Annotated in this window: 24 protein-coding genes; 9 read left to right on the top strand and 15 right to left on the bottom strand. The window is 61.2% G+C overall.

Annotated elements, in window-relative coordinates:
- Nucleotides 1-17: 17 nt before the first annotated feature.
- From ispD to IE079_RS04725, 9 genes are all read right to left on the bottom strand, one after another.
- Nucleotides 18-728, bottom strand: a complete 711-nt coding sequence (ispD, locus tag IE079_RS04765; protein WP_189573619.1) for a 2-C-methyl-D-erythritol 4-phosphate cytidylyltransferase — start codon at nucleotides 726-728, stop codon at nucleotides 18-20.
- A 33-nt stretch (nucleotides 729-761) separates the two neighbouring features.
- The gene (locus IE079_RS04760) at nucleotides 762-1,034 is read right to left on the bottom strand and encodes a septum formation initiator family protein (protein ID WP_189573616.1); all 273 of its coding nucleotides are present in this window, start codon (nucleotides 1,032-1,034) and stop codon (nucleotides 762-764) included.
- A gap of 221 nt (nucleotides 1,035-1,255) precedes the next feature.
- Nucleotides 1,256-2,551 carry a phosphopyruvate hydratase gene (eno, locus tag IE079_RS04755; protein WP_189573613.1) on the bottom strand — a complete coding sequence of 432 codons (1,296 nt, stop codon included), beginning with the start codon at nucleotides 2,549-2,551 and terminating at the stop codon, nucleotides 1,256-1,258.
- A gap of 71 nt (nucleotides 2,552-2,622) precedes the next feature.
- Nucleotides 2,623-3,468 carry a 3-deoxy-8-phosphooctulonate synthase gene (kdsA, locus tag IE079_RS04750; protein ID WP_189573610.1) on the bottom strand — a complete coding sequence of 282 codons (846 nt, stop codon included), beginning with the start codon at nucleotides 3,466-3,468 and terminating at the stop codon, nucleotides 2,623-2,625.
- Nucleotides 3,469-3,503: 35 nt separating this feature from the next.
- On the bottom strand, nucleotides 3,504-5,129 hold the full coding sequence (gene pyrG / locus IE079_RS04745) for a CTP synthase (protein ID WP_189573607.1): 1,626 nt from the start codon (nucleotides 5,127-5,129) through the stop codon (nucleotides 3,504-3,506).
- A gap of 140 nt (nucleotides 5,130-5,269) precedes the next feature.
- Nucleotides 5,270-6,580: a tRNA lysidine(34) synthetase TilS gene (tilS, locus tag IE079_RS04740; protein WP_189573605.1), complete on the bottom strand. Its 1,311-nt coding sequence runs from the start codon at nucleotides 6,578-6,580 to the stop codon at nucleotides 5,270-5,272.
- Complete coding sequence (gene accA / locus IE079_RS04735; protein WP_189573603.1) at nucleotides 6,564-7,517, bottom strand: acetyl-CoA carboxylase carboxyl transferase subunit alpha; 954 nt, start codon at nucleotides 7,515-7,517, stop codon at nucleotides 6,564-6,566. Before accA ends, tilS begins: the two co-directional genes overlap by 17 nt.
- A gap of 132 nt (nucleotides 7,518-7,649) precedes the next feature.
- Complete coding sequence (gene dnaE / locus IE079_RS04730; RefSeq protein ID WP_189573601.1) at nucleotides 7,650-11,132, bottom strand: DNA polymerase III subunit alpha; 3,483 nt, start codon at nucleotides 11,130-11,132, stop codon at nucleotides 7,650-7,652.
- 56 nt (nucleotides 11,133-11,188) lie between these two features.
- Nucleotides 11,189-11,671, bottom strand: coding sequence for a TlpA family protein disulfide reductase (locus IE079_RS04725; RefSeq protein ID WP_189573599.1), 483 nt, complete (start codon nucleotides 11,669-11,671; stop codon nucleotides 11,189-11,191).
- A 94-nt stretch (nucleotides 11,672-11,765) separates the two neighbouring features.
- Between IE079_RS04725 and arsC the strand changes: the two genes are divergently transcribed.
- The 5 genes from arsC (at nucleotide 11,766) to IE079_RS04700 (ending at nucleotide 15,580) form a co-directional block, all read left to right on the top strand.
- Entirely contained in the window at nucleotides 11,766-12,119 is a 354-nt protein-coding gene (gene arsC / locus IE079_RS04720; protein WP_189574661.1) for an arsenate reductase (glutaredoxin), read from the top strand.
- Nucleotides 12,120-12,156: 37 nt separating this feature from the next.
- Nucleotides 12,157-12,771 carry an NAD(P)H:quinone oxidoreductase gene (wrbA, locus tag IE079_RS04715; protein ID WP_189573597.1) on the top strand — a complete coding sequence of 205 codons (615 nt, stop codon included), beginning with the start codon at nucleotides 12,157-12,159 and terminating at the stop codon, nucleotides 12,769-12,771.
- A gap of 41 nt (nucleotides 12,772-12,812) precedes the next feature.
- A complete protein-coding gene (locus tag IE079_RS04710) occupies nucleotides 12,813-13,163 on the top strand; it encodes a DUF2069 domain-containing protein (protein ID WP_189573594.1) in 351 nt (116 codons plus the stop codon).
- 31 nt (nucleotides 13,164-13,194) lie between these two features.
- The gene (gene tfpB, locus IE079_RS04705) at nucleotides 13,195-14,979 is read left to right on the top strand and encodes a type IV pilus assembly ATPase TfpB (RefSeq protein WP_189573591.1); all 1,785 of its coding nucleotides are present in this window, start codon (nucleotides 13,195-13,197) and stop codon (nucleotides 14,977-14,979) included.
- A gap of 79 nt (nucleotides 14,980-15,058) precedes the next feature.
- Complete coding sequence (locus IE079_RS04700; protein WP_189573589.1) at nucleotides 15,059-15,580, top strand: YqhA family protein; 522 nt, start codon at nucleotides 15,059-15,061, stop codon at nucleotides 15,578-15,580.
- Between the two features lie 17 nt (nucleotides 15,581-15,597).
- Here the strand turns inward: IE079_RS04700 and IE079_RS04695 are convergent, their stop codons facing one another.
- Genes IE079_RS04695 through smrA form a run of 6 tightly spaced genes read right to left on the bottom strand, consistent with a single transcriptional unit; the run spans nucleotide 15,598 to nucleotide 19,359 of the window.
- The gene (locus IE079_RS04695; RefSeq protein WP_189573586.1) at nucleotides 15,598-16,653 is read right to left on the bottom strand and encodes a DUF3080 domain-containing protein; all 1,056 of its coding nucleotides are present in this window, start codon (nucleotides 16,651-16,653) and stop codon (nucleotides 15,598-15,600) included.
- Nucleotides 16,631-17,326 (bottom strand): acireductone synthase, encoded by a 696-nt coding sequence (gene mtnC, locus IE079_RS04690; protein ID WP_189574659.1) that lies wholly within the window; start codon nucleotides 17,324-17,326, stop codon nucleotides 16,631-16,633. The genes IE079_RS04695 and mtnC overlap by 23 nt, the downstream gene beginning before the upstream one ends.
- Nucleotides 17,326-17,883, bottom strand: coding sequence for a 1,2-dihydroxy-3-keto-5-methylthiopentene dioxygenase (locus IE079_RS04685; RefSeq protein ID WP_189573584.1), 558 nt, complete (start codon nucleotides 17,881-17,883; stop codon nucleotides 17,326-17,328). The genes mtnC and IE079_RS04685 overlap by 1 nt, the downstream gene beginning before the upstream one ends.
- Nucleotides 17,880-18,515 (bottom strand): methylthioribulose 1-phosphate dehydratase, encoded by a 636-nt coding sequence (locus IE079_RS04680; RefSeq protein WP_189573582.1) that lies wholly within the window; start codon nucleotides 18,513-18,515, stop codon nucleotides 17,880-17,882. The genes IE079_RS04685 and IE079_RS04680 overlap by 4 nt, the downstream gene beginning before the upstream one ends.
- The gene (locus IE079_RS04675; protein ID WP_189573580.1) at nucleotides 18,512-18,751 is read right to left on the bottom strand and encodes a lipoprotein; all 240 of its coding nucleotides are present in this window, start codon (nucleotides 18,749-18,751) and stop codon (nucleotides 18,512-18,514) included. Before IE079_RS04675 ends, IE079_RS04680 begins: the two co-directional genes overlap by 4 nt.
- A gap of 26 nt (nucleotides 18,752-18,777) precedes the next feature.
- Entirely contained in the window at nucleotides 18,778-19,359 is a 582-nt protein-coding gene (gene smrA, locus IE079_RS04670; RefSeq protein WP_189573578.1) for a DNA endonuclease SmrA, read from the bottom strand.
- Between the two features lie 191 nt (nucleotides 19,360-19,550).
- Between smrA and IE079_RS04665 the strand changes: the two genes are divergently transcribed.
- The 4 genes from IE079_RS04665 (at nucleotide 19,551) to IE079_RS04650 (ending at nucleotide 24,543) form a co-directional block, all read left to right on the top strand.
- Entirely contained in the window at nucleotides 19,551-21,464 is a 1,914-nt protein-coding gene (locus IE079_RS04665) for a putative nucleotidyltransferase substrate binding domain-containing protein (RefSeq protein WP_189573576.1), read from the top strand.
- Between the two features lie 13 nt (nucleotides 21,465-21,477).
- The gene (locus tag IE079_RS04660; protein ID WP_189574656.1) at nucleotides 21,478-22,185 is read left to right on the top strand and encodes a 3'-5' exonuclease; all 708 of its coding nucleotides are present in this window, start codon (nucleotides 21,478-21,480) and stop codon (nucleotides 22,183-22,185) included.
- A 320-nt stretch (nucleotides 22,186-22,505) separates the two neighbouring features.
- Nucleotides 22,506-22,772, top strand: a complete 267-nt coding sequence (locus IE079_RS04655; RefSeq protein WP_189573574.1) for a DUF4212 domain-containing protein — start codon at nucleotides 22,506-22,508, stop codon at nucleotides 22,770-22,772.
- Nucleotides 22,773-22,776: 4 nt separating this feature from the next.
- The gene (locus IE079_RS04650; RefSeq protein ID WP_189573571.1) at nucleotides 22,777-24,543 is read left to right on the top strand and encodes a sodium:solute symporter family protein; all 1,767 of its coding nucleotides are present in this window, start codon (nucleotides 22,777-22,779) and stop codon (nucleotides 24,541-24,543) included.
- Nucleotides 24,544-24,593 lie beyond the last annotated feature (50 nt).

Below are 24,593 nucleotides of genomic sequence, written 5' to 3'. Positions count from 1 at the left end.
GCCTGAACTGAATGGAGTTACCCGGCGTCCTGGCGGGCGAGAATAAACTCGGCCAGCGCCAGGTCCTCCGGTACGGTAATCTTGATGTTGTCGGTACGCCCCGCCACAACCCGGGGCCGCCAGCCGGCCAGTTCCATGGCGGATGCTTCATCGGTGATAGCTCCGGCATGCTCGCGCGCACCCGTTTCCAGGGCCGGCAGCAGATCACCGTAACGAAACATCTGAGGCGTAAAAGCTCGCCACAACTGGCGTCGATCCGCCGTTCCACTGACCCGGTCAGAGCCAGGCGCCACCTGCTTGACGGTATCGGAGACCGGAGCCGCCAGCAGTCCACCAACGCTATCCGGAGCCAGCTCGTTTCTCAGTCGGTGCAGGTCACTCCGGTGAACACAGGGCCGTGCCACATCGTGTACCAGCACCCAGTCCTGGTCGCCGGCACGGCCCTCCAGATGACGCAGCGCCGCGATCACCGAGTCAACCCGCTCGGCTCCACCGGCGCAGGTCTCGATACGGCCGTCCGCTGCACTCTCACTGTGGCGCCACCACCGGTCTTCCGGATGCAGCGGCACCACGCAGCCTTCCCAGGCACAGGCGGCAAGCAGGCGTGAAAGCGTGACATCCAGCAGGAATCGGTCAGCGAGGGTCAGGTATTGCTTGGGAACGGCAGACTGCATGCGCTGGCCAATGCCGGCGGCAGGCACGACCAACCAGAAACGGTGGGCATTCATAGACAACAGGGAACCTTTTAGTGTGCCTTAACACTAGGGCTCCAAGACCAGGAAGAAGGTTTCATCATCGCGGATCAGCCCCAGGTCCTTGCGGGCACGTTCCTCTACGGCGCCCTGAGCCGAGCCCAGGTTGCGCACTTCGGCAAAGAGACGTTCATTCCGGGCCGCAAGCCTGGCGTTTTCACGGCGTTGCTCGTCAATGGTTTCGCTCAGGCCCCAGACCTGGGCATAACTGCCTTCTCCTACCCACAGGCGCACCTGTAGCAGGACAATCAGTATCACCATAATGGACCAGAGCACCTTCATTGTACGATTCCGTTATTCCATTGGTCCGGAGCGTTATTCGCCATTATTACCAGTGTGCCAACGGGCCATGCGGTGGCAAAGGACGCTTGGCCCTTTACTCCGGCACTTCCCTGCCCTGAAGCCACAAAACCGTCGGCGCAGCAGGATAACCCGCAACCACCGACGGCTCAAAGAGTCTAGCCTAGTCAGCGCAATCATGCACTAACGACTGTTATTTCATGTTAACCCTGACCCTTGATCTCGCTAAGGCCACGATAGGCGGCCTTTCCGCCAAGAGCTTCCTCGATACGCAGCAACTGGTTGTACTTGGCTACGCGGTCGGAGCGACACAGCGAGCCGGTCTTGATCTGTCCGGCACAGGTCGCCACGGCCAGATCGGCAATCGTGGTGTCCTCGGTTTCACCGGAGCGGTGTGAGATCACCGCGGTGTAGCCGGCATCCTGCGCCATTTTGATGGCGTCCAGGGTCTCGGACAGGCTGCCGATCTGGTTGAACTTGATCAGGATGGAGTTGCCGACACCCTTCCCGATGCCTTCCTCGAGAATGCGGGTGTTGGTCACAAACAGGTCGTCGCCCACCAGCTGCACCTTGCTGCCCAGCTTGTCGGTGAGCACCTTCCAGCCGTCCCAGTCGCTCTCGTCCATGCCATCCTCGATGGAGACGATGGGATAACGCTCACACAGACCCGCCAGGTAGTCGGTGAAACCGGCGGAGTCGAAGTTCTTGCCTTCGCCGGCAAGCTGATACTGGCCATCCCTGTAAAACTCGGAGGAGGCGCAGTCCAGAGCCAGGGTCACATCCGTGCCCAGCTTGTAGCCGGCGGCCTCCACAGCCTCCTGGATCACCGCCAGTGCGGCTTCGTTGGACGGCAGATCGGGAGCAAAGCCACCCTCGTCACCCACGGCGGTATTGAGGCCCTGACTCTTCAGTACCTTCTTGAGACTGTGGAAAATTTCGGCGCCCATGCGCAGGGCTTCGGCAAAGTTCGTGGCCGATACCGGCTGCACCATGAATTCCTGGATATCCACATTGTTGTCGGCATGCTCGCCGCCGTTGAGGATATTCATCATGGGTACCGGCATGGAGTACTGGCCGGCAGACCCGTTCACATCGGCAATATGCTCGTACAGGGGCTTGCCCAGGGAGATGGCAGCTGCCTTGGCCGCCGCCAGGGAGACCGCGAGGATCGCGTTGGCGCCCAGGTTGGCCTTGTTGTCAGTGCCGTCCAGATCAATCATGATCTGATCGAGCGCCCGTTGATCTGCCGCGTCCCGGCCTACCAGTGCGTTGCGGATATCACCCTTGACGGCAGACACCGCCCTGGTGACACCCTTGCCCAGATAGCGACCCTTGTCCTGATCGCGAAGCTCCAGCGCTTCCCGTGAACCGGTGGAGGCACCGGAAGGCGCGCAGGCCCGGCCGAGGGTGCCATCCTCGAGGATTACGTCGGCTTCCACGGTCGGGTTGCCGCGGGAATCCAGGATCTCGCGGGCCTTGATATCAGCGATTTTGGTCATGCTTTTCAATCTCCGGAAATATCTGACTTAAGGTATCAAACAGAAAATCATGGCCTTGCCCGCGGGCAACCTCAGGCCGTATCGAGGGGTTCAAAGCCCTTGACCAGTTCATCCATGGCCTTCATCTGCTTCAGGAACGGCTCCAGCTGGTTCAGTCGCAGGGCACAGGGGCCGTCGCACAGGGCCCTGTCGGGATCCGGGTGCGCCTCCAGGAACAGTCCCGCCAGCCCCTGGGACATGCCTGCCCGGGCCAGATCCACCACCTGGGCACGACGACCGCCAGCGGAATCCGACTGGCCACCGGGCATCTGCAGGGCATGGGTCACGTCGAAGAACACCGGCACACCCAGCGCCTTCATCTGACCGAAGCCGAGCATGTCCACCACCAGGTTGTTGTAGCCGAAGCTGGTGCCGCGCTCACAGAGAATCAGCCGGTCGTTGCCGGCTTCCTCGCACTTGCGGATGATGTGGGCCATTTCCCGGGGCGCCAGGAACTGGCCTTTCTTGATATTGATGACCGCGCCGGTCTTCGCCATGGCCACAACCAGATCGGTCTGACGACTGAGGAAGGCGGGTAGCTGGATAATGTCACAGACTTCTGCGGCCGGTTCCGCCTGCCACGGCTCATGGACATCGGTAATGACAGGAACCCGGTATTTCGCCTTGATGTCGGCCAGCAACTGCAGGCCCTGCTCGAGCCCGGGTCCACGAAAGGAATTGATGGATGACCGGTTGGCCTTGTCGAAGGACGCCTTGAACACATAGGGAATGCCCAGGCGCCGGGTGATATCAACATAGGCGTCGGCCACTTCGAAGGCCAGGTCCCGGGACTCCAGTACGTTCATGCCGCCGAACAGCACGAACGGCTGGTCATTGGCGATGGAGAGATCGGCGACCGAAACGGTGTTCTGAGCCATGGCAGCGTGTCCTTGAATGGGCCAGCGCCGGGGCCTCAGCGCCCGGCGTGTTTCAGTGCGGCTTCCACGAACCCGGTGAACAGCGGGTGTCCGTCACGGGGGGTGGAGGTAAACTCGGGATGGAACTGGCAGGCGACGAACCAGGGGTGATCCGGCACTTCCACCACTTCCACCAGTTTGCCATCGGTGGAACGACCGGCCACTCTCAGGCCGGCCTGCTCCAGCTGAGGCACGAAATGGTTGTTCACCTCATAGCGATGGCGATGACGCTCGCGAATAATCTTGCGACCATAACACTGGCCGATGGTGGACTCTTCGGTCACTACACAGTCCTGTGCACCCAGTCGCATGGTTCCGCCGATATCCGATTCCTCGGTGCGTTCCTCGCGCTTGCCGGTCGAGTCCAGCCATTCGGTGATCAGGCCCACCACCGGTGCCGGGGAATTTTCGCGGAACTCGCTGGAATGGGCGCCTTCCAGGCCAGCGACATTACGGGCATATTCAATCACTGCCACCTGCATACCCAGGCAGATGCCCAGATACGGCACCTTGTTTTCCCGGGCGTACTTCACGGTGGTGATCTTGCCTTCCACGCCCCGCTCGCCAAAGCCACCCGGCACGAGGATGGCATCGGCCCTGTCCAGCACGCCGGTACCATTGTGCTCGATGTCCTCGGAGTCGATGTACTCGATGCGAACCTTGGTGCGGGTCTTGATGCCGGCGTGCAGCAGGGATTCGATCAGCGACTTGTAGGCATCCAGCAACTCCATGTACTTACCCACCATGGCGATGGTGATTTCCTGCTGGGGATTGGTAATGGCGTCCATCACCGCGTCCCACTCGCCAAGATCGGCTTCACCGGCCTTGAGATTGAAACGCTCGATAATCAGCTGATCCAGACCGAAATCATGGAGTTTGCGTGGTATGGCATAGATCGAACTGGCGTCCTCAAGGGGAATAACCGCCCGCTCTTCCACGTTGGTGAACAGGGCGATCTTGCGGCGGGAACCCGCATCCACCTCGTGCTCGGAACGACACAGCAGGATATCCGGCTGCAGGCCGATGGAGCGCATCTCCTTCACGGAGTGCTGGGTGGGCTTGGTCTTGATCTCGCCGGCGGTGGCGATATAGGGCACCAGGGTGAGATGCATGAACAGGGCGCGCTGCGGGCCGACTTCCACCTTGAGCTGACGACAGGCTTCCAGGAAGGGCAGCGACTCGATATCACCCACGGTGCCACCGATTTCCACCAGCGCCACATCCACGCCAGCGGCGCCTTCCACCACACGACGCTTGATTTCATCGGTGATATGGGGAATCACCTGCACGGTTCCACCGAGATAGTCCCCCCGGCGCTCCTTGCGGATCACCTCTTCGTATACCCGACCAGTGGTGAAGTTGTTGCGGCGGGTCATGGGGGTGCGGATAAACCGCTCGTAGTGGCCCAGATCCAGGTCGGTTTCTGCACCGTCTTCGGTAACGAAGACCTCACCATGCTGGAACGGGCTCATGGTGCCCGGGTCCACATTGATATAGGGGTCCAGCTTGAGAATGGTGACCTTCAGGCCACGCGCTTCCAGGATTGCCGCCAGGGAGGCTGACGCGATCCCTTTCCCCAATGAGGACACAACACCGCCGGTGACGAAAATATAACGCGTCATGCAGATTCCGTGATTATCAGGTTCAGTATCGGAGGGAGATTGTCATCTCGAGATGGGACGTCAGATTACCAGAAAGCCCCCGGCTGCTCAATCCGCGGCGGACGCAAAAAGTTATCCAGGCGCCCACCGGACCGACTCCCTCATTGTTGCCGTATATCCAGCCACCAGCCATTTTCCGGCTCGTCTCCCGCCACGTCCGGGGCAGACCACAGGTCAGCGATCGCCACCAGTTCACCGTTGCCCTGGAACACCAGTGGCAACCGGTTCCGTTCCCAGGGCGGCACCTGTTGCTCCTGAAGCCATTTCTTCAGGGGCCGGCTCTGACCTTCCGGACCCGGCCTGAGTCGCTCGCCACCACGGCGGTGGCCGAGCCGCAGTTGCGGGACTTTATCAATATCACCATGGCAACGCAGGCAGAGACAGTAATCGCCATCCGTCACCCACTCATTCGCCAGCAACGGCTGATCGCCCACCAGTGGCGCCCGCACCCGGGGCACCCGGTAAATATGGTCCTGAAACCGACGCAGGGCAAATTCACCCGCCAGGATCTCCGGGCTGGCGTCGTCCGATGAGTCCAGCAGGTCACGGATCTCGCTGTCCCCCAGTGACCGGTCCAGAGAGTCACCCAGCCACCACTGCAACAGATTGCGGCAGGCCACCAACGGCAACGCCCTGACCCCGGACAGGCTGAGCCGGTCCCGGCCTGCCTCCAGTTGCTGATAGTGGGACTCCGCCAGCAGATCTGCCAGCTCGGCGCTCTCGCGACAGGCCCGGGCGGTCGCGAGCAGGCGGCGATCCAGTTGCGGCCAGCGTTCACGCAGCACCGGAAGAATCCGGTGTCGCAGAAAGTTGCGATCGAACCCGTCGTCGGCATTGGTGGGGTCCTCCACCCAGGACCAGCATGCACTCAGGGCCTGTTGCCGCAGCAGCCGGCGGGGCACCTGCAGCCAGGGCCGGACCAGCCGCCCACGCCCCAGGGTCCGCTCCGCCGGCATCCCCCCCAGCCCGCGCACACCCGAGCCACGCAGGAAACGGAACAGCAGGGTTTCTTCCTGATCATCCTGGTGGTGCGCCATCAACAGGACTTCACCCGGCACCAGCCGCTCCGAAAACACCCGGTAACGGGCGTCCCTGGCCCGGGTTTCGATACTGCCCGGGCTGTCGTCCACGCGGACACGGACCACCTCCAGCGGCACACCCAGCTGCTCGCAGATCTGGCGGCACCGGGATTCGAAGTGTGACGCATCGGGCTGCAGCTGATGATTGACATGAATCGCTGACAGGATTTCCGGCCGACGAGCAAACACATGACAGGCCAGGTGGAGCAGGACAATGGAGTCGAGGCCGCCGGAAAGGGCGACCCTGACGGGCCCGGAAGCCGCCAGCGCCTCCAGGGGCGCCAGCAATTCCGGCGGAAAGGCGTCGGGCGGCTGTTTACCGCCCTGTGTCATAGCGGGTCAGGCGCTCGTAGCGCCGGGCCACCAGTTCTTCCTGGCTGAGGCTGCCGAATTCGTGCAGTCCCTTGAGCAGTTCTTCCTTGAGATTGTCGGCCATTTCCTGGGGGTTACGGTGCGCGCCACCCAGCGGTTCCTTGACAACCGTGTCCGCGATACCCAGTTCTTTCAGACGGTTGGCAGTCACACCCATGGCCTCGGCGGCCGTTGAGGCATGGTCCGCGCTCTTCCAGAGGATGGAGGCACAGCCCTCCGGGGAAATAACCGCGTAGGTGGAATACTGCAGCATGTACAGATGATCACAGACACCGATGGCGAGGGCGCCCCCGGAGCCACCCTCGCCCACCACGCTGGACAGGATCGGGGTTTTCAGCCGTGACATCACCGCCAGGTTGCGGGCGATGGCCTCGCTCTGGCCGCGCTCCTCGGCACCGATACCCGGGTAGGCTCCCGGCGTGTCGATAAAGGTCAGTACCGGCATGCGGAAGCGCTCGGCCATTTCCATCAGGCGCAGGGCCTTGCGGTAGCCCTCGGGCCGGGGCATACCGAAATTGCGGCGCACCTTTTCGCGAACCTCGCGGCCCTTCTGGTGGCCGATCACCATCACCGGCTTGCCGTCAAGGCGGGCGGTACCACCGACAATCGACTTGTCATCGGCATAGGTGCGGTCACCATGCAGTTCGTCGAAATCCTCGAACATCATGTCAAGGTAGTCAAAGGTATAGGGGCGACGGGGGTGCCGGGCCAGACGGGCCACGTCCCACGACTTCAGGTCCGAGAAGATACTCTCGGTAAGATTGACGCTCTTGGTCCTGAGCCGGTTGATCTCGTCAGTGATGTTGATTTCGGTGTCGTTGCCCACCATCCGCAGCTCTTCAATCTTGGCTTCCAGGTCGGCAATGGGCTGTTCGAAGTCCAGGTAATTAGGGTTCATGGTGTTCCATCAACTTTTTTGTTCAGCGCCAGCTAGAGGCACCAGCTTGGAATTTAGGGTAACGATAACAACGCAGGGGCCGTTAAAAAAGCGGACCTTGGTCTGAGTGTGACACCTGACCTTCAGTCAGCCTTAATCATAGACCAGTTCCACCTGGTTATCTCCCACCAGGTATTTCAGCTCGTACAGCAGGTTGTCGTCCGGCTGCACACGCCAGTTTTCCCCCAGTTCGATACGGGTACTGGCGTTATCGCTCACGTACTCGATCCACACCGGGCTACCCTGACTGCGGAACGGTCGCAGGGTGCTGTCGAGCTTGTCCAGCAGGCCATTCTGCAACTGCTTCGCGTCCAGTCGCAGCTGCAGCCCCCGACTGAAGGACTGCCTGGCCGTGGCCACGTCCATCACGGAACTGACCCGCATCTTTATCTGCCCGGAATAGTCGTCGTGGCTCACCTGCCCTTCCAGCACGATCACCTGGTCCGACTGCAGCAGCTCCCGGTTCTCGTTGAACGCCTCCGAGAACAGGGTCGCCTCGATGCGGCCACTGCGATCGTCCAGGGTGACAAAGCACATGGTGGAGCCGGTGCGGGTCTTCATGGTGCGCTGGGCCACGATCAGGCCCGCCACCCGCTGCGGCGCCCGGGCTGGCTGGACATCGGCGATCGCCGAGCGCACGAAACGGCGCACTTCCTTCTCGTATTCGTCGAACGGGTGACCGGTGAGGTAAAGACCGAGGGTGTCTTTTTCAGCCTTCAACCGTACCTTCTCCGTCCACTCCCGCACATGGGCCACGTCGGCAAAGGGATCGACTCCTTCGTCACCGCCAAGGATATCGCCGAACATGTCGGTCATGCCGGCGGATTCATTGCGTGACTGCTGCCCCGCCTGCTGGATGGCCTTGTCGATGCTGGCCATCATCTGCGACCGGCCGGGGCCCAGCTTGTCCACCGCACCGGCGCGGATCAGCGCTTCCAGGGCGCGTTTGTTGACCTTTTTCAGGTCCACCCGGCAACAGAAGTCAAACAGGTCCTTATAGGCACCACCCTCCTGGCGAGCCTCCACAATGCTCTGTATGGGGCCTTCACCCAATCCCTTTATGGCGCCGAGACCGTAAACAATCTGGCCTTCGTCATTGACCGTGAAGGTGTACTCGGAGGTGCTTACGTCCGGCAGCACCAGGTCGAGCCCCATGGCCCGGCACTCTTCCACCAGGGTCACCACCTTGTCGGTGTTCTGCATATCAGCGGTAAGCACCGCCGCCATGAACTCCGCGGGATGGTGGGCCTTCAGCCACAGGGTCTGGTAGGACACCAGGGCGTACGCGGCCGAGTGGGACTTGTTGAAGCCGTAGCCGGCAAATTTTTCTACCAGGTCGAAGATGTTCTCCGCCAGGGTCTTGTCGATGCCATTGTTGGCGCAGCCGTCCAGGAAGATGGCCTTCTGCTTGGCCATTTCCTCGGGTTTCTTCTTGCCCATGGCCCGGCGCAGCATGTCGGCGCCGCCCAGGGTGTACCCGGCCATCACCTGGGCGATCTGCATGACCTGCTCCTGGTACAGGATAACCCCGTAGGTGGGCTCCAGCACCGGTTTCAGGCCCTCATACTGGTAGTCCGGGTGGGGAAATGACACCGGCTGGCGACCGTGCTTCCGGTCGATGAAGTCATCCACCATGCCGGACTGCAACGGGCCGGGACGGAACAGCGCCACCAGGGCAATCATGTCTTCCAGTGAGTCCGGCTGCAGGCGCCGGATCAGGTCTTTCATGCCCCGGGATTCCAGCTGGAACACGGCGGTGGTTTCCGCCTTTTTCAGCATGTCGAAGGACGGTACGTCGTCCAGGGGAATGTCATTGATGTCCAGTGCCTGTTCACCCCGCTTTTCACGGCGGGGATTGATCATCTTCAGGGCCCAGTCGATGATGGTCAGGGTCCGCAGCCCCAGGAAGTCGAACTTCACCAGGCCGGCGTCTTCCACATCCCCCTTGTCGAACTGGGTTACCAGGCTGCCGCCCTCATCATCACAGTACAGGGGCGAGAAATCGGTGATCTTGGTGGGCGCGATGACCACGCCGCCGGCGTGCTTGCCGGCGTTACGGCAGATGCCTTCCAGCTTGAGGGCCATTTCCCAGATTTCCTGGGCCTCCTCGTCCTGCCCCAGGAAATCACGCAGCGGTTCTTCCTGCTCCAGGGCCTTCTCCAGGGTCATGCCCGGCTCGAAGGGGATCATCTTGGACAGCCGGTCGGCCAGGCCGTAGGACTTGCCCTGTACCCGCGCCACGTCCCGCACCACCGCCTTGGCGGCCATGGTGCCGAAAGTGATGATCTGGGATACCGCCTCGCGACCGTATTTGTCGGCTACATAGTCGATGACCCGGTCGCGGCCTTCCATGCAGAAGTCCACATCAAAGTCGGGCATGGAGACCCGCTCCGGGTTAAGGAAGCGCTCGAACAGCAGGTCATACTGCAGCGGGTCCAGGTCGGTAATCAGCAGGGCATAGGCCACCAGCGAGCCGGCACCGGAACCCCGGCCCGGGCCCACCGGTACGCCGTTGTTCTTGGCCCACTTGATGAAGTCCATCACGATCAGGAAGTAGCCCGGGAACCCCATCTGGATGATGATATCCAGCTCGAAATTCAGCCGCTTGTAGTAGGTGGCCCGCTTCTCGTCATACTCCGGGTCATCAGGGCTGAGGAAGGTGGCAAGACGATCCTCCAGGCCTTCTTCCGACACCTTGCGGAAGAACTCGTCCATGGTCATGCCATCGGGAATCGGGTAGTTGGGCAGGAAGTGCTCACCCATGCGCACCGGCACACTGCAGCGGCGGGCAATCTCCACGGTGTTTTCGATGGCTTCGGGAATGTCCTCGAACAGCTCGACCATCTCCTCGGCGCTGCGCAGGTACTGCTGATCGCTGAAGCGGCGATCCCGGCGCGGGTCCGCCAGGGTCCGGCTCTCGCCGATGCAGACCCGGGCCTCATGGGCCTCGAAGTCTTCCTGGTCAAGGAAGTGCACGTCGTTGGTGGCCACCACCGGGCAGCCGGCTTCCGCCGCCAGTTCGACACAGACGTGCAGACAATCCTCGTCACCGGCGCGACCGGTGCGCTGCAGTTCCAGGTAGTAGCTGTCCGGGTAGAGCTCCATCCAGTAGCGCAGGCGTTCCCGGGCCAGTTCCGGCTTGCCCGCCAGCAGGGCCTTGCCGACGTCGCCCATCTTGCCACCGGAGATCGCGATCAGGCCGTCACGGCGGGTTTCCAGCCACTCCCGGCGAATAATCGGCTTCCCGAAGCGCTGACCTTCGGTATAGCCCAGAGAGATGATTTCGGTGAGGTTGAGGTAGCCGTCCTGATTCTGCGCCAGCAGGGTCAGACGGAAGGGGTTGTCCGGCTCGTCCGGATTCTCCAGCCACAGGTCCGCCCCCGGGATGGGCTTGACACCAGCGCCCATGGCGGCCTTGTAGAAGCGCACCAGCGAGCACATATTGGACTGCTCGGTCAGCCCCACGGCGGGCATGCCCAGCTCCTTCACCCGGTTGATCAATGGTTTGACCCGGATCAGCCCGTCCACCATGGAATACTCGGAGTGGACGCGGAGGTGGACAAAATTCTGGCTCATAAAACTCGTGTTCCCGGTGATCGTTCCAAAGGGGGATTCTATCGCATGGGGCTCGTTCAGTCCCGTTTCATCAGGGCCATCAGATCCGCTTCTGTCTGCGCCCCCATCAAGGTGTCCTTCAGCTCGCCGTCCGGCGCTACCACAAAGGTGGCGGGAAGCCCCTGGGGCATATCCCAGCCCAGTGCCGGCGCCGGATTATCCGCCAGCATGGTGAAACCGATGCCCATGCGCTGACCAAGCTCCACCAGCTCTTCGCCGGAAACACCATCAAAGTTCACGGCCAGCACCGTGATGCCTTCGTGGGCGTCAACGTCGTTCAGTTCCGGAATTTCCTCCAGGCAGGGCTTGCACCACTCGGCCCAGTAGTTGACCAGTACCCACTCGCCCCGCAATGAGGCCCATTCGATGGACTCTCCCGCCGCGGTGGCGAACGCCGGGTTACCGGCGCCGGCAGCGGATGGCGGCTCCGGCTCACTGCACCCCACCAGCACCAGCGCCAGAACAGAGGCAAGAATCCGGACAACAGGGTGCTTCCCCATCACTCCTCCTGATAGACTTGGCAGCCTTTCGCGTATGTATTCCATGGTTACCACTGGCAGAGAACAGAAAACCGACATGGCTGACACCAGAACCTTGCCTGAACACACCCGCATCTTTCACAACCCTCGCTGTTCCAAGTCCCGCCAGACCCTGGCGTTGCTGAAGGAAAACGGTCTCCAGCCGGAGGTGCTGAAGTATCTGGAAACCCCACCGACGCCTGACGAACTGGCGGTACTGGTGGACGCCCTGGGCTGCTCCGTGCGGGATATCATCCGGGTAAAGGAAAGCGAATACAAGGAACTGGGTCTGGACAATCCGTCGCTGACCGACGGGCAATTGCTGCAGGCTCTGAGCGCGAACCCGAAGCTGATTGAGCGCCCCATTGTCACCCATCGGGGCAAGGCTGCCATGGGGCGCCCACCGGAGCAGGTTCTCACCCTGCTCTGACGTTTCGCACTCACCGCCCTGACTCGAGGAGTCCATCATGCCCAACGGCCAGCCAGAGCTGCCCTACGTACTCGTCCTTTACTACAGCCGCACGGGCCAGACCGCAGCCCTGGCCCGTCAGATTGCCCGGGGCGTTGCACGGGTTGACGGTATCGAAGCGCGGATCCGCGCCGTGCCGTCGGTATCACCGGATACCGAGGCCTCGCAACCGGCCGTGCCGGATGACGGCGCCCCCTGGGCAACCCGCGCCGATCTGGCCGATTGCGCCGGACTGGCCATCGGCAGCCCGACACGGTTCGGCAATATGGCCGCACCGCTGAAGTACTTTCTCGATGGTACCGGTGATCTGTGGGCCAGTGGCACACTCGCCGGACGACCCGCCGGTGCCTTTACCTCCACCGGCAGCCTCCATGGCGGTCAGGAGTCGACCATTCTCACCATGATGATGCCGCTGCTGCACCACGGCATGGTGCTGTGCGGCGTGCCCTACAGTGAGAAAGCACTGGCCACAACTCGTGCGGGCGGCACGCCCTACGGGCCATCCCACTGGGGTGGCACCGAAGCGGAGAATCCACTAACGGATGATGAAAAGGCCATCTGCCAGACCTTCGGCGAACGCCTCGCCCGGCTGGCCACCAAACTTGCGGACTGATCCGCCGGAACCAACCACCTGCTACCCTGTCAGGACATTCCATGCTGTATTCTGAAAACGCAAAAAAGACCCGTGCCCTGTCCGCCGGGCTCTATACTCTGTTCCTGGTGCTGCTGGTTGTTACCACTTTCTGGCCCGACCAGGTGGACGACGTATCGGTGCCGCTGATGCTGGCGGTAAAACTGCTGCCGCTGCTGCCCTTTGCCGGGGTGGTGTTCAGAGGCCACAACCGCGGTTATATCTGGATGAGCTTTGTGCTGATCTTCTACTTTACTCAGGCGGTGGTCAGCGCCTGGCTGAGCGAAGGGGCGCCGATGCCCGTAGTGATGGCCGTGCTCAGCGGGTCACTGTTTACTGTCGCCATGGTTCACCTTAAGGTGAACCGGCCCTGATCGCTCCCTGACCCCAGACATGAGGTAGTTCATGGCAGAAACCCTGGCCCGCGAGACCCGCCCGGAGCACACCCTGACCCTGCGGGAACTGTGCAACGCCCTGGCGGACACTGGTGAAGTCGACCGCGAAGACGCCGAGCGCGTACTGTCTGCCAACCTGGGCGCCAGCGTGGAGGCCAGGCACCCGCTGGAAGTGATCGCCATTGCCGGGCTCACCAGCCTGCGCGACCATCGCACCCTGGACCTGGAACGGCTGACCCGCTGGCTGTCGGAATGGGCCGGCCAGCCCTACTACCACATTGACCCCCTCAAGATTGATGCCCCGGCCATCGCCCGGGCCATGTCCTACGCCTTTGCCCAGCGCCATCACATCCTGGCCGTGGAGGTGACCGACGATGAAGCGGTAATTGCCAGCGCGGAACCCTTCAAACGCGACTGGGAAGCCAACCTGCGCCACGTGCTGCAGCGGCCCCTCAAGCGCGTGGTGGCCAACCCGGAGTCCATCCGCCGCTACACGGTGGAGTTCTATCAGCTTGCCAACTCGGTCAACAAGGCCGGCGGCCAGCAGGCTCGTGGCTCCGGCAACCTGCACAACTTCGAGCAGCTACTGGATATCGGCCAGGGCACCAGCCACGACGCCAACGATCAGCATGTGGTCAAGATTGTCGACTGGCTGCTGCAATACGCCTTCGAACAGCGGGCCAGCGACATCCATATCGAGCCCCGGCGGGAGGTCACCCGTGTGCGTTTCCGCATTGATGGCGTGCTGCACAACGTCTATGAGTTTCCGGAACAGGTGGGCGTGGCGGTTACCAGTCGCCTGAAGATCCTCGGCCGCCTCAACGTGGCGGAGAAACGCCGCCCCCAGGATGGCCGTATCAAGACCCGCAAGCCGGACAACAGTGAAGTTGAACTGCGCCTGGCCACCATGCCCACGGCCTTTGGCGAGAAGATGGTGCTGCGGATCTTTGACCCGGAAGTGCTGCTCAAGACCTTCGAACAGCTCGGCTTCTCCGCCGAGGACCGGGAGCGCTGGCACGAGATGACCAGCCGCCCCCACGGCATCGTACTGGTCACCGGGCCCACCGGTTCCGGCAAGACCACCACGCTCTACTCCACGCTGAAGCAGCTGGCCTCGCCGGACCAGAACATCTGCACCATCGAGGATCCCATCGAGATGGTGGAGCCGGCGTTCAACCAGATGCAGGTACAGCACAACATCGACCTGACCTTCGCCTCCGGCGTGCGTGCCCTGTTACGGCAGGACCCGGACATCATCATGATCGGCGAGATCCGCGATCTGGAAACCGCGGAAATGGCCGTACAGGCCGCCCTTACCGGCCACCTGGTACTGTCCACCCTGCACACCAACGACGCCCCCAGTGCGTTCACCCGGATGCTGGAACTGGGCATACCGCCCTACCTGATCCGCGCCACGGTCATCGGCGCCATGGCCCAGCGCCTGGTGCGACTGCTGTGCCCGCACTGCAAGAAGCCCGGGCCACTGGAGGAGGAAGCCTGGACCGCCCTGACCCGCCCATGGAAGGCACCCAAACCCAAGCGGGTCTACCAGCCCGTAGGCTGCCTGGAGTGCCGGGACACCGGCTACCTCGGCCGCGCCGGCGTCTACGAGATCCTGGGCCTGTCCCGCACCATCGCCGGCCAGATCAACGACCGCAGCGAGCTGGAACAGCTGCGGCTGGATGCCTACAAGGATGGCATGAAGTCACTGCGGCTGAGCGGGGCGCAAAAGGTGGCCGCGGGACTGACCACCATTGAGGAGATTCTGCGGGTTACGCCGGAGAGTCAGCGGTAGTGAAGTATCCAGCTGAGCTGAGACGCAGCCAGTTCAACAGACAGAAACCTAATAGCGGCGCCCCCAGGAGCAACCATCGATGAATCCCTTGGAGAAGAAGTTTGAGCAGTTTTTGTGGAATTCCCGCTTTCTGGTGCTCATCGCGGTAATGGCCAGCCTTCTCGGTGCACTGACGCTGTTTATTGTCGGCACCCTGGACATCGTCCAGCTGGTTATCGCCACCGTTAACTATTACCTGGGATCGGGTGCGACTGACATCCATGAGTTCCTGGTGACGGACATTATCATTGCAGTCGACATCTATCTGATCGCCGTGGTACTGCTGATTTTCGGGCTGGGTATCTATCGGTTGTTTATCTCGCCCATCGAAGCCTCGGAAGAGGACGGCCGGAGCCACCCCTTCAATGTTCAGTCCTTTGACGAGCTGAAGGACAAGATCGTTCGCGTGGTTATCCTGGCGGTGATTATCGAATTCTTCCGTGCCGTTGTGGATATCCGCTTCCTGACCCCGCTGGACGGTATCTACCTGGCCCTGTCGGTACTGGCGTTGGCCGCGTCCCTGTTTCTGATGGGGAAAAGTCACAACAGCGGTCACAAATAATCGGGTAAGGTGGAACTCTACATCCCGGGCCGTAACCCACACTGCTCCAGTTGCCGCTGCCACAGTTCAACATGCCGTTGCTGACTGGCGTCGAGCCGGGCCCATAGCGAGTCACCATCAAGTTTCAGGTACTGCCCATACCAGCTCCCGAAGGCCTCAGGCATGACGGTCTTTTGTTGTTCCGCCAGTTCTTCCAGGGGCCGGATAATGTCATCCCGGCCCCGGCGTACCCGGGCCAGGTAGGGCTGGACCCGCTCGATGAACACGCTGAAGAACGTGTTCTGGACAATATCCGACTGGTTGTTGGGTTTGCCGTCCAGGCACAGGGGCCGTCCGTTCAGGCGGGATTCGATCACGTCGCTGGTGTCATCCAGACGGGTGATCAGCATGCGGGCAGCCAGGATCAGTTGCCCGGCGGCCTGGTGGCTCTGCCATTGCTGGTGGATAGCGCCCAGCTGCTCAAGGCTGACATCCGTATGGCCCTGCCAGAGAGGCATCAGCATGGCATTGAGTGACTCAAGGTCCGTCGACAGGTTGGCGGTTCCCGCGCCCGGCGCCAGCGGGTATAGCCCTTCCGTTCGGGTGAACAGGCCCTCTATTTCCTCCACGCCCCAGGTGGCATTCCAGATAGCCACGGGCAGCGATTTGCGCTTGCTTTCGACAGCCTTCGCGACGTCTGACCTGAGCTCCTTATCGTCGATTTCCGGCAGGCATTCCTGAGCCGCGTTGATAAAGCGCACCTCGTAGCGCAGGCGGTTGGCTGGCTGCATCACCCGGCCGAGTACGGAGGCACGCTCACCCGCCACCACCTGCAATTCGCAGCCGAACAGAGACAGGAAATCGAGCATCCCCAATTCCACTGCGGGCATGTCGAGCACGCGCTCCCGGCGCCGGGGCAGTGGATCGGTGGCGGGGATGGGGGTCAGTTGGTAGGACTGGTCGAGCACGCGGGCGGTTCGCTCTACGTACTCGTCCATCATGGATTCGGGGGCGCTGAACGGGTTGCAACCCGCCAGCGCCAGCGTCATGAGCAGCGCCGGGAGGCTGCGCTCAATGGCGCTGGAGCAGCGCATCAACCTCACGGAAATCCCGGGCCACCGGGCGACGGTCGGTTTCCGGCAGGTTGCCCTCCCGCACCAGCCAGCAGGTTTTCAGACCAGCGGCCTCGGCGGCTTCCAGCTCGGCATCCACATCCGACAGGAACAGAACCGTTTCAGGCTCCACGCCCAGCCTGTCGATGATATTACGATAGGAGGCGCTCTCCTTCTTGCCACCGACGCTGGTATCGAAATAACCACTGAAAAAGGGAGTCAGGTCGCCTTCGCTGGAGAAGCCGAAAATCAGCTTCTGGGCCTTCACCGAGCCTGATGAATACACATAGAGCCGCAGGCCACGGTCATGCCAGAAGCGCAGGTATTCAGCGGCGTCCGGGTAGACATGGCCATCGAAAGCACCATGCTGGTAGCCCTGCTCCCACAGCATTCCCTGTAGGGTCTTGAGGGCGGTTTCCTTTCGGTCTTCGTCGATCCACTGCTCCAGGGTCTGAACCAGCTGATCAATATCGTCGCGATCGCAACCGGACACTTCCGCCACCACATCAAGCTGCTCGCCCACCGCCGGGTCTTCGTGCCGCCAGTCACGGACGAACTCACCCATGTGCTTGCGGGCATAGGGAAACAGCACCTCGTGTACGAAGGAGATGGAACTGGTGGTGCCTTCAATATCGGTGAGGATCACGCGAATCATCATGCCGCTCCGGCGAGTTGCTCGTATCGGGGCAACCGGCTGGCAATATCTTCACCGGTGAACTCCGCCACCCAGCCTTCCGGGTTGGTAAACAGGCGAATGCAGGTGAATGCCGGCTCAGGCCCCATGTCGAACCAGTGACGGGTGCCGTGGGGCACACTGATCAGATCATTGCGCCTGCACAAAATCGCATAGATCCGTTCACCCAGATGAAGATAGAACAGCCCCTGACCGTGCACAAAGAAGCGCACCTCGTCTTCACTGTGGGTATGCTCATCCAGGAATTTCTGGCGGAAGGCGTCCTTCTGTGGGTTATCCGGTGTCAGCCCGACCACGTCTGCGGTGACAAACCCGCCATCGCGCTTCAGGTGTTCCACCTCATCGGCATAGGCGTCGAGGATATCGTCCTGGCTGGCGTCCGACGGCAATGCCCGGGTCGGCCAGCGCTCGAAACGAATGCCCTGCTCTCCCAGCAGGCGGGCAATATCGGCGGGATTTTCCACCACCTGTTCCGGGGTGTCCGGCTGGTTCTGGTCAAAGATACTCAGGGTAGTCATCCACGGACCCTCATGGTTTCAAGTTCGCATTCAAACAGAAATTCAAAAGCTTCCACATGACGCAGACATTCGGGCATGTCCCGCCCCCAGGTGTAGAGGCCATGGCCACGGATCAGATAGCCCGGCTGGCCGGGGTTATCCGCCAGCCAGCGGCTGGTATCCGCGGCCAGGGAGGTCATGTCCTGGGTGTTGGCAAACACCGGCACGGTCACCCTGCCCTCATGGGTGTCGACGCCGGCGAAGGCCTTTTGCAGCTCGTAGTCTTCCAGCACCACGGCCTCACCTTCTGCCACCAGTCGACTGAGCACGGTGGCCTTGACCGAGTGGGTGTGAAGCACCGCGCCAATGTCAGGGCGGTCACGATAGATCACCGTGTGCAGCAGGGTTTCCGCCGACGGGCGGCAGTCACTCTGAACGGGGCTGCCATCCAGGTCCACCACCATGATATCGGCTCCGGTCAGTTGGCCCTTGCGACGGCCTGAGACGGTAATGGCCACATGGCGATCACTGACTCTGCTCGAATAATTGCTGCTGGTGGCCGGCGACCAGCCCCGCTGGTACAGGAATTGACCCGCCCGGCAGATCTCCCCGGCCGCCCGGCTGTAGCGGGTTACGTCAAAGGATCCGGTCACTGGATCACCGGGTTGCCTTCGGAATCGTGCCAGATCTTGCGGCCTTCGGTATTCATCTTGCCGTTGGAGTCCCAGATCTCCCGGTTGCTGGTGGATCTTTCCACCTGCCCCTTGTCATCCCAGACCTCCCGGTCAGTGGTGGCTTCTTCCACCTTGCCATTGTCATTCCAGAGCGCACGGCCCTGGCAACCGGCCAGTACCACTACGGCCAATGCCGCAACAAACAGTTTTTTCATACCACTCTCACCTGTCAGAACAACCTTTATCGCGCCCCGTGGATTTCCCGGTTACGCTGCTTTTGCTGATCACTCTTGCGGACCATAACGTAGACCGCGCCGGTTCCGCCGTGATGCTTCTGGGCCGAATGAAACGCCAGCACGTCGTCCAGTTCCGGCAACCATCGGGCCAGGTAACTCTTGATCTGGGCAATACCGTCCGGATTCCGCTCACCCTTGCCGTGCAGGATAATCACCGACCGCAGGCCGTACCTGACACAATCCTTGACGAAACCGAATACTTCCCGGCGGGCCTGCTCCACTGTCATGCGGTGCAGATCCAGGCGCGCTTCAATTGGATACTGGCCCAACCGCAACTTGCGAAACACCCCGTGCTGCACCCCTGGCCGCTGCCAGCTGAGAATATCCTGAGCAGTGAGGGGGTCAACGTCCGACGCTGTCAGTGGGTTGGCGTCAGGGGACCGGGCATCCACAGCGGCACGCTGGCGCTCCAGGTGCCCGGGGGTCAGCTCCTTCGGAGTGGACACCTGCGCCCGGTTGGGTCGCCGGATGCGGCGGACATCTTTCATCTGTTCCAGGAACAGCAGTCGCTCATCTTTTGACGTCATGGTACCAGTGTCCCGCTTGGCTAATTCGCTGAGCACGGTTGATCAGAACTTTACCACTGGGCATCAATGGCATAAAGCAGCAACGGACGACAGCCGAAGGGTCTGGTTATAATACGACCAAAGACCGACATCGGAGCCACCCGGTAATCGGTTACACTTTCAGGAATGACAATAAAAAGCGAGTCGAGTTCATGACCCAGGAACAGGAAGCCTCACTGCCCCAGAACACCCGGTCGATCATGGCCTTTCTCCGGGAACACGCGCCGTTCTCGGGCATGGATGACAACCATCTGGCCCTGTTTGCCGAACACGCTGTGCTCCGCTTCTTTGCCGACGGCGATACAGTGCTGTCGCCGGAGGACGGACCGGTCCGTACCCTGAATGTGGTCAAGCAGGGCCGGATTCAGGGGGAGCGAATCAACGCCAAGACCGGCGAGCCGGAAACCACCTTCGAGATCAGCCAGGGCGAATGCTTTCCCCTGGCGGCACTGGTCGGGGAGCGGCCTACCCAGACCCTGCACCGGGCGGCGGGGGACACCTTCTGCCTGAGCCTGGACCACAAGGAATTCGTCACCCTGTTCTCGGAAAGCGCCAACTTCCGGGACTTCTGCCTGCGGGGTGTCAGCAGCCTGCTGGATCAGGTCAACCAGCGTATCCAGTCGGGAGCCATGGCATCGCTGGGGTCTTCCAATTCCCTGGACACGCCGCTGGAGCGCTATGCCCTGCGCAACCCCATCGTCTGCTCGCCGGACATGCCGGTACGCAAGGCTGTCGCCAAGATGCATGACAACAGCGTAGGCAGCATCATCATCACCGACGACCAGCGCTTCCCGAAAGGGATATTCACCCTGCGCGACCTGCGTACGCTGGTGGCGGAAGAAACCTGCACTCTTGAGACCCCCATCGGCCAGGTCATGACGACCAACCCGCACCACCTGCCCGCCACTGCCGATGCCTTCGAGGCGGCCATGCTGATGGCGGAGCACCATTTTGCCCATATCTGCGTGGTGGATGAGGACAACCGCCTGATCGGCGTAGTCTCCGAGCGGGACCTGTTTGCCCTGCAGCGGGTCGATCTGGTGCACCTGGCCCGGGCAATAGGCACCGCGCCCCAGCTGCAGACACTGGTGGCACTGCGGGAGGATGTGTCCCGCCTGGTGGACGCCATGCTCGCCCATGGTGCCGACTCCGGTCAGGTGGTCAAGATCATTACCACTCTCAACGACATTACCGTGCGCCGGGTGCTGGAACTCAACCTCAAAAAGAACGACCCCGGCATTCCCTTCACCTGGCTCACCTTCGGCAGTGAAGGCCGCCAGGAGCAGACCCTGCTCACTGATCAGGACAACGGCATACTGTTCACCACACCGGAGGGCATGACCGCGGATCAGGTGAGGGAAAAACTCCTGCCTTTCGCGGAAACCATCAACAGGGAGCTGGCCGAGTGCGGCTTTACCTGGTGCAAGGGCAACATCATGGCCAGCAATCCCAAGCTGTGCCTGAGTACCGAGGAGTGGGACGAATGGTTCCTGAGGTTCATCGACGCCTCGACCCCGCAGAATCTGGTGTACTCATCGATTTTCCTGGATATGCGCGCGATCTATGGCCCGATAGAGCCCTTGCAGGACCTGTTGGACAAGGTACTGACCCGTATCCGCAAGAATGCCCTGTTCCAGAAGATGCTGGCCGGCAACGCATTCCAGCGTAAGCCACCGCTGACTATTTTCCGGGGCTTCCGCTATGCCCCTGACGGTGACCGCCGCAGCCTTGACCTGAAACGCCAGGGCCTGGCTCCCTTCGTGGAATCGGTGCGGGTGTTTGCCCTGGCCAATGGTGTGGCGACCGCCAACACCCTGGGGCGGATGGAGGAACTGGCCAAAAAGGGCGTCTTCGATGCCAAGGACGCCAATGCCTGGCAGGAGGCGTACAGCCTGATCCAGGCCATCCGCATGCGGGCCCATCAGGAACAGCTGCAACAGGGCGAGGAACTGTCGAACTACATCAACCCGGACAACCTGAACCCCCTGGACCGCCGCATCCTGCGGGAATCCTTCCGCCAGGCACAGCGCCTCCAGCAGAAGCTGGAAGTCACTTACCAGCTGTAGGATGGCAAATACGATGCTGGACGACCTGAAAGCATGGCTGAACGAGAAGCTGACCGGACCGGCCGAGCACCACGACCTCGACCATCTGACGGCACCCAAAACCGCGTCAGGTCAGCACCTGGACGACCTGCGATTCATTGTCCTTGACCTGGAAACCACCGGACTGAACCCGGCGAAGGACAAGGTCATCGCCATTGGCGCGGTTGCCGTTGACCGCATGGCCATCCCCCTGTCGGATCAGTTCGACCTGATCCTGCGACGGCCCGAGCTGGATATCCGCGAGACCGTGCTTATCCACGGCATCGGCCCCGAAGCCCTGACCCGGGGGCACGAAACCCGTGATGCCCTGCTGAGGCTGCTGGAATGGATGAATGGCGACCCGATTCTGGCATTCCATTCTGCCTTTGACCGCAAGTTTCTGGAAAAGGCCCTGCGCCAGCAACTGGGCTACACCCAGACTCATCAGTGGCTGGACGTGGCGGAACTGATGCCGGCCTTTTTCCCCAAGGCCCGGGAGGGCATCAAACGGCTGGACAACTGGGCCGAACACTTCGGCCTGAACATTGCCGCCCGACATCACGCCGCCGCCGATGCCCTGGCTACCGCCGAACTGACCCTGATTGCCTTTCGCGAGGCCCGCCGGCAAGGTGTGGTCACGCTGGATGAGCTCCACCAGAAGCTCCGATACTACCAGCGCCTGAAAACCCTCCACCGCATGTGAAAGAGTTCGCACTCAGGCCAATATGCCGCCTCCGCCGGCCCTTTATGTACTCCGACAAATGGCCGCACGACAACAACTTGCGGGCCTCTCCCACTCACTTAGACCTTTTGCCAATATCCATTAACTTCCTGACAGGTAAAGTCGGTGTTGGTAACCAGCAGGAGAATAAACCCTGAATAACAATTTCTCCTGGTTGCAGTGCAAGGAAAGCTTCGGCCAGGGCCTGATCGCTCGCGAGCAGGACGTTGGTCGTAATGGCTTTGACTCTTCTTCAATTTACAAGCGTCTAAACCCTACAAAAACAAAACAGGAGACCTGTTATGTCTGACGCAAACAGCAATGCTGTTCAGTATTGGAAGGCGAATCTGCGTCTGATACTGGGATGCCTGATCGTGTGGGCCCTCGTATCCTACGGCTTCGCCATTCTGCTACGCCCCGTGCTCGCCGGCATTCCCATCGGTGGCACTGATCTCGGGTTCTGGTTTGCCCAGCAGGGCTCCATCCTGACCTTTATTGCGCTGATCTTCTTCTACGCCTGGCGTATGAACAGGCTCGACAAGCAATTTGGCCTGGAAGAGGAGGAATAACCCGATGGATCAATTTACGATTAACCTAATCTTCGTCGGGGGCTCGTTCCTCCTTTATATCGCGATCGCGGTGTGGGCCAAGGCCGGCAGCACCAGCGATTTCTACGTGGCCGGTGGTGGCGTACACCCCATCACCAACGGCGCCGCCATCGGCGCGGACTGGATGTCAGCGGCATCCTTCATCTCCATGGCGGGTCTGATCGCCGCCGGCGGTTACGCCAACTCCACCTTCCTCATGGGGTGGACCGGCGGTTACGTGTTGCTGGCGATGCTGCTGGCTCCCTACCTGCGCAAGTTCGGCAAGTTCACGGTGCCGGAATTCATCGGCGATCGCTTCTACAGCAGTAATGCACGGCTGGTAGCGGTGGTATGCCTGATTGTGGCCTCGGTAACCTACGTTATCGGCCAGATGGCCGGTGCCGGTGTTGCCTTCTCACGTTTCCTGGAGGTGGACTCCACCACCGGCCTGATGATCGCCGCAGTTGTGGTCTTCATCTACGCGGTAATGGGTGGCATGAAAGGCATCACCTATACCCAGGTGGCCCAGTACTGTGTGCTGATTCTTGCCTACACCATTCCGGCGATCTTCATTGCCATCGAACTGACCGGTAATCCGATTCCGCCGCTGGCAATGTTCTCGGAGCACACCCAGTCCGGCCTGCCGATTCTGGAGAAGTTGAACCAGGTCATTACCGATCTTGGGTTCGATTCCTACACCACGGATGTGCCGAACAAGCTCAACATGATGCTGTTCACCCTGACGTTGATGATCGGTACTGCGGGTCTGCCCCACGTCATCATCCGCTTCTTCACCGTACCCAAGGTGGCTGACGCCCGCTGGTCCGCTGGCTGGGCCCTGGTATTCATCGCCCTGCTGTACCTGACCGCTCCGGCTGTGGCTTCCATGGCACGCCTGAACCTGATGACCACTATCTATCCGGAAGGCACCTCGGCGCAGCCCATCGAATATGATGAGCGTCCGCAGTGGATCCAGGAGTGGGAGGTCACCGGGTTGATCACCTATGAGGACAAAAACAACGATGGCCGCATCCAGTACTACAACCCGACCGAAGACTTTGCTCCGGAAGCAGAGGAGCGCGGCTGGGAAGGCAACGAGTTCTCCTACAACCGGGACATCCTGGTGCTGGCGAACCCGGAGATTGCCAATCTGCCCGGCTGGGTGATCGGCCTGATCGCTGCCGGCGGTCTGGCGGCAGCCCTGTCTACGGCGGCAGGCCTGTTGCTGGCTATCTCGTCGGCGATCAGTCATGACCTTATCAAGGGAACGATCAACCCGAACATAACAGAGAAAGGGGAACTGCTGGCGGCGCGGATATCCATGGCCGTCGCCATAGTGGTGGCCACCTACCTCGGTGCCAACCCTCCAGGGTTCGCGGCGCAGGTGGTGGCACTGGCCTTCGGTATTGCCGCCGCCTCGCTGTTCCCGGTCCTGATGATGGGTATCTTCTCCAAGCGGGTTAACAACGTGGGTGCTATCAGCGGTATGCTGGCCGGCCTTGTTTTCACCCTGACGTACATCTTCATGTACAAGGGCTGGCTGTTCATTCCGGGCACCAACAACCTGCCGGATACCGCCGACGCCTGGATACTGGGTATCTCCCCGCTGTCCATTGGCGCCATTGGTGCCCTGGTGAACTTCATCGTGGCCTTCGTGGTGTCTAACGCCACTGACGAGCCGCCGGTGGAAATCCAGGAACTGGTGGAAAGCGTTCGCTATCCGCGCGGTGCTGGCAAGGCAGTGGATCACTAAGACATAATAAGCCCCGTATTCAGAGTCATATCTGAACGGGTTGATCCGGA

Origin of the sequence: Marinobacter zhanjiangensis, from assembly GCF_014651935.1 — a bacterium.
Classification (GTDB): domain Bacteria; phylum Pseudomonadota; class Gammaproteobacteria; order Pseudomonadales; family Oleiphilaceae; genus Marinobacter; species Marinobacter zhanjiangensis.
Note: the sequence above shows the minus strand (reverse complement) of the source record. Positions and strands in the feature narration are given on the sequence as shown.

What these genes read in the sequence shown, in the direction of transcription:
- ispD (WP_189573619.1), bottom strand. Translation starts at nt 728, where the DNA reads ATGAATGCCCACCGTTTCTGGTTGGTCGTGCCTGCCGCCGGCATTGGC.
- IE079_RS04760 (WP_189573616.1), bottom strand. Translation starts at nt 1,034, where the DNA reads ATGAAGGTGCTCTGGTCCATTATGGTGATACTGATTGTCCTGCTACAG.
- eno (WP_189573613.1), bottom strand. Translation starts at nt 2,551, where the DNA reads ATGACCAAAATCGCTGATATCAAGGCCCGCGAGATCCTGGATTCCCGC.
- kdsA (WP_189573610.1), bottom strand. Translation starts at nt 3,468, where the DNA reads ATGGCTCAGAACACCGTTTCGGTCGCCGATCTCTCCATCGCCAATGAC.
- pyrG (WP_189573607.1), bottom strand. Translation starts at nt 5,129, where the DNA reads ATGACGCGTTATATTTTCGTCACCGGCGGTGTTGTGTCCTCATTGGGG.
- tilS (WP_189573605.1), bottom strand. Translation starts at nt 6,580, where the DNA reads ATGACACAGGGCGGTAAACAGCCGCCCGACGCCTTTCCGCCGGAATTG.
- accA (WP_189573603.1), bottom strand. Translation starts at nt 7,517, where the DNA reads ATGAACCCTAATTACCTGGACTTCGAACAGCCCATTGCCGACCTGGAA.
- dnaE (WP_189573601.1), bottom strand. Translation starts at nt 11,132, where the DNA reads ATGAGCCAGAATTTTGTCCACCTCCGCGTCCACTCCGAGTATTCCATG.
- IE079_RS04725 (WP_189573599.1), bottom strand. Translation starts at nt 11,671, where the DNA reads ATGGGGAAGCACCCTGTTGTCCGGATTCTTGCCTCTGTTCTGGCGCTG.
- wrbA (WP_189573597.1), top strand. Translation starts at nt 12,157, where the DNA reads ATGCCCAACGGCCAGCCAGAGCTGCCCTACGTACTCGTCCTTTACTAC.
- IE079_RS04710 (WP_189573594.1), top strand. Translation starts at nt 12,813, where the DNA reads ATGCTGTATTCTGAAAACGCAAAAAAGACCCGTGCCCTGTCCGCCGGG.
- tfpB (WP_189573591.1), top strand. Translation starts at nt 13,195, where the DNA reads ATGGCAGAAACCCTGGCCCGCGAGACCCGCCCGGAGCACACCCTGACC.
- IE079_RS04700 (WP_189573589.1), top strand. Translation starts at nt 15,059, where the DNA reads ATGAATCCCTTGGAGAAGAAGTTTGAGCAGTTTTTGTGGAATTCCCGC.
- IE079_RS04695 (WP_189573586.1), bottom strand. Translation starts at nt 16,653, where the DNA reads ATGCGCTGCTCCAGCGCCATTGAGCGCAGCCTCCCGGCGCTGCTCATG.
- mtnC (WP_189574659.1), bottom strand. Translation starts at nt 17,326, where the DNA reads ATGATTCGCGTGATCCTCACCGATATTGAAGGCACCACCAGTTCCATC.
- IE079_RS04685 (WP_189573584.1), bottom strand. Translation starts at nt 17,883, where the DNA reads ATGACTACCCTGAGTATCTTTGACCAGAACCAGCCGGACACCCCGGAA.
- IE079_RS04675 (WP_189573580.1), bottom strand. Translation starts at nt 18,751, where the DNA reads ATGAAAAAACTGTTTGTTGCGGCATTGGCCGTAGTGGTACTGGCCGGT.
- smrA (WP_189573578.1), bottom strand. Translation starts at nt 19,359, where the DNA reads ATGACGTCAAAAGATGAGCGACTGCTGTTCCTGGAACAGATGAAAGAT.
- IE079_RS04665 (WP_189573576.1), top strand. Translation starts at nt 19,551, where the DNA reads ATGACCCAGGAACAGGAAGCCTCACTGCCCCAGAACACCCGGTCGATC.
- IE079_RS04660 (WP_189574656.1), top strand. Translation starts at nt 21,478, where the DNA reads ATGCTGGACGACCTGAAAGCATGGCTGAACGAGAAGCTGACCGGACCG.
- IE079_RS04655 (WP_189573574.1), top strand. Translation starts at nt 22,506, where the DNA reads ATGTCTGACGCAAACAGCAATGCTGTTCAGTATTGGAAGGCGAATCTG.
- IE079_RS04650 (WP_189573571.1), top strand. Translation starts at nt 22,777, where the DNA reads ATGGATCAATTTACGATTAACCTAATCTTCGTCGGGGGCTCGTTCCTC.